Origin of the sequence: Streptomyces sp. NRRL S-920, assembly GCF_000717945.1 — a bacterium.
Lineage (GTDB): Bacteria > Actinomycetota > Actinomycetes > Streptomycetales > Streptomycetaceae > Streptomyces > Streptomyces alboniger.
In genome coordinates, this window is the sequence record NZ_JODF01000120.1 from 1 (window position 1) to 3326 (window position 3326).

The 3326-nt window shown below is 70.7% G+C and carries 1 protein-coding gene; it reads right to left on the minus strand.

The features are described 5' to 3' along the window. Positions 1-3326: type I polyketide synthase (locus IG54_RS0136945; RefSeq protein ID WP_037898455.1), on the minus strand; the 3326-nt coding region annotated here is incomplete at both ends.

Below are 3326 nucleotides of genomic sequence, written 5' to 3' on the forward strand. Positions count from 1 at the left end.
TAAGTCCGGAGGCGATGGTGCGGAATTCGTCCAGCATGGGTTCCATGCGGGGGGAGTGGAAGGCGTGGCTGACGCGGAGCTGGTGGACCTTGCGGCCCTTCTCCCGCCAGTGCTCCAGCACCTCGACTACGGCGGTCTCATCGCCGGAGATCACCACGGACGTGGGCCCGTTGATGGCGGCGATGGCGATCTCGGACTCGCGGCCTTCCAGAACCGGAAGGATCTCCGCCTCCGTGGCCTGGATCGCGGCCATGGCACCACCAGCCGGGAGCGCCTGCATGAGACGTCCACGCGCGGCGACGAGCTTGGTCGCGTCGTCGAGGGTGAAGACCCCGGAGACGTGCGCGGCGGCCAGTTCACCGACGGAGTGTCCGACGAGGAAGTCGGGGGTCAGCCCCCACGCCTCGACGAGCCGGAAGAGCGCAACCTCGATCGCGAAGAGTGCGGCCTGCGTGTAGACGGTCTGGTCGATCAGACCGGCGTCGGTCTCGTCCGTGCCGAAGACAACATCCTTCAGCGAACGCTCAAGGTGCCCGTCAAAGTGCGCGCACACCTCGTCAAAGGCAGCAGCGAACACCGGATACGTGTCATACAGCTCACGGCCCATTCCGGCCCGCTGGCTGCCCTGCCCGGTGAACAGGAACGCGACCCGCCCGCTGTTCTTGCTGCCCGAGGTGACCGCACCCGACACATCCCCGGCCGCCAACGCGGCGGTACCTGCCAGGAGTTCATCCAGGTCGGAGCCGGTGATGACGGCCCGGTGCTCGAACCGGGCCCGGGTGACGGCGAGGGAGTAGCCCACATCGGCCGGACGCAGCTCGGAGTTGTCCCGTAGGAAGGCGTACAGTCGCTCGGCCTGGTCCCGCAGCGCGTCCTCCGTCTTACCGGAGAGCACCCACGGCACGACCCCACCAGCAACAGGAGCCTCGGGGATCGCCTCGGCGTCGACGGTCGGCGCCTGCTCCAGAATCACGTGGGCGTTGGTGCCGCTGATGCCGAAGGAGGAGACGGCGGCTCGGCGCGGGCGCCCGGTCTCGGGCCACTCCCGTGCCTCGGTCAGCAGGGAGACGTCACCCGTCGACCAGTCGACGTGCGGGGAGGGCTCGTCGACGTGGAGGGTCTTGGGCATGACGCCGTTGCGCAGCGCCATGACCATCTTGATGATTCCGGCGACGCCGGCTGCGGCCTGGGTGTGGCCGAGGTTGGACTTGATGGAGCCGAGCCACAGCGGCTCGGAGCCCTCGCGGTCCTGACCGTACGTGGCCAGAAGCGCCTGCGCCTCGATCGGGTCGCCGAGCCGCGTGCCCGTGCCGTGCGCCTCGACGACGTCCACGTCACCGGGCGTCAGGCCTGCGGAGGCCAGGGCCTGGCGGATGACACGCTGCTGAGACGGGCCGTTGGGGGCGGTGAGGCCGTTCGAGGCGCCGTCCTGGTTGACGGCGGAGCCTCGGACGACCGCGAGGACTTGGTGGCCGTTGCGCTTGGCGTCGGAGAGGCGTTCGACGAGGAGCATGCCGACGCCCTCGGACCAGCCGGTGCCGTCGGCGGCACCCGCGAACGGCTTGCAACGGCCGTTCAGGGCGAGGCCACGCTGAAGAGCGAAGCTGGCGAACGTATCCGGCGTCGGCATGACCGTCACACCGCCGACAAGCGCCATGGAGCAGTCACCACGCTGGAGCGACTGCGTCGCCATTTGCAGGGCGACGAGCGAGGACGAGCACGCGGTGTCCACGGTGACGGCCGGGCCCTCGAACCCGAACGTGTACGAGACACGGCCGGACGCGATGCTGCTCGCACTGCCGTTCCCGAGGAAGCCCGCCACCTCGTCCGGCACCTCGGTGAGCCGGGAGGCGTAGTTGTGGTACATCACGCCGGCGAAGACACCGGTCGAGCTGCCGCGTACGGAGGCCGGGTCGATGCCCGCGCGCTCCAGCGCCTCCCAGGAGACCTCAAGGAGCAGGCGCTGCTGCGGGTCCATCGCCAGCGCCTCGCGCGGCGAGATCCCGAAGAAGGTCGGGTCGAAGTCGGCGGCCCGGTGCAGGAAGCCGCCCTCCAGCGCGTACTCCGACGAGGACCGCTCCGTGTCGCCGTCGAAGAGCCCGTCCAGGTCCCAGCCCCGGTCGGTCGGGAAGGGGGTGATGCCGTCGCCGCCGTCGAGCAGGAACCGCCACATCTCCTCGGGCGTGGTGATCCCGCCCGGGTAGCGGCAGGCCATACCGACGATCGCGATCGGGTCGTCGTCGGAGCTGTCGCGGACCACCACGGCAGCGGTCGCCTCGGGCTGGGTGCCCATGACCTCGGCGATGAGGTACTCGGCGACAGCCGTCGCGTTCGGGTAGTCGAAGACGAGGGTGGCGGGGAGGCGGAGCCCGGTCGCGGTGTTGAGCTGGTTCCGCAGCTCGACCGCGGTGAGCGAGTCGAAGCCCAACTCCTTGAAGGCGCGCGCCGGTTCGACGGTGGCGGCGTCCTCGTAACCCAGGACGTGGGCGACGTTCGTACGGACCAGGTCGAGGAGCAGCGTGTGCCGCTCTTCGGAGGAGAGGCCGGCGAGGCGCTGCGCCAGGGCGCCGGTCTCGACGGTCGCCGCGTTGGCGGTGCGGCGGGTGGAGGTGCGGACGAGTCCGCGCATGAGGGGCGGTACGCCCGTCGAGGTGGCCTGGGCGCGCACGGCGGCCAGGTCCATGTGCATGGGCACGAGCAGGGCCTGCTCGGCGGTCCACACGGTGTCGAGGAGACGCAGGCCCTCGGCGTGGGTGAGGCCGGTCATGCCGCCGCGGTTGATGCGGTTGGCGTTGGTGTCGCCGAGGTCGGCGGTCATGCCGCCCGCCTGCTCCCAGGCGCCCCACGCGAGTGAGGTCGCGGGGAGACCGAGTGCGTGGCGGTGGTGGGCGAGGGCGTCGAGGAACGTGTTGGCGGCGGCGTAGTTGCCCTGACCCGGGCTGCCCATGACGCCGGCGACCGAGGAGAAGAGAACGAAGGCGGACAGGTCCGCGCCGACGGTCAGTTCGTGGAGGTTGAGGGCGGCGTCCGCCTTGGGGCGCAGGACCGCGTCGAGGCGTTCGGGGGTGAGGGAGTTGATGACTCCGTCGTCCAGGACGCCGGCGGTGTGGATGACGGCGGTGAGGGGGCGGGTGTCGTCGATCGAGTGGAGCAGGGCCTCCAGCGCGTCGCGGTCGGCGGCGTCGCAGGCGGCGATCTCCACGGTGTGGGCGCCGAGTTCGGCCAGTTCGGTGGCGAGCTGCGGGGCGCCTTCGGCGTCGAGTCCTCGGCGGCTGGTGAGCAGCAGGTTGCGTACGCCGTGTTCGGTGACGAGATGGCGGGCCACT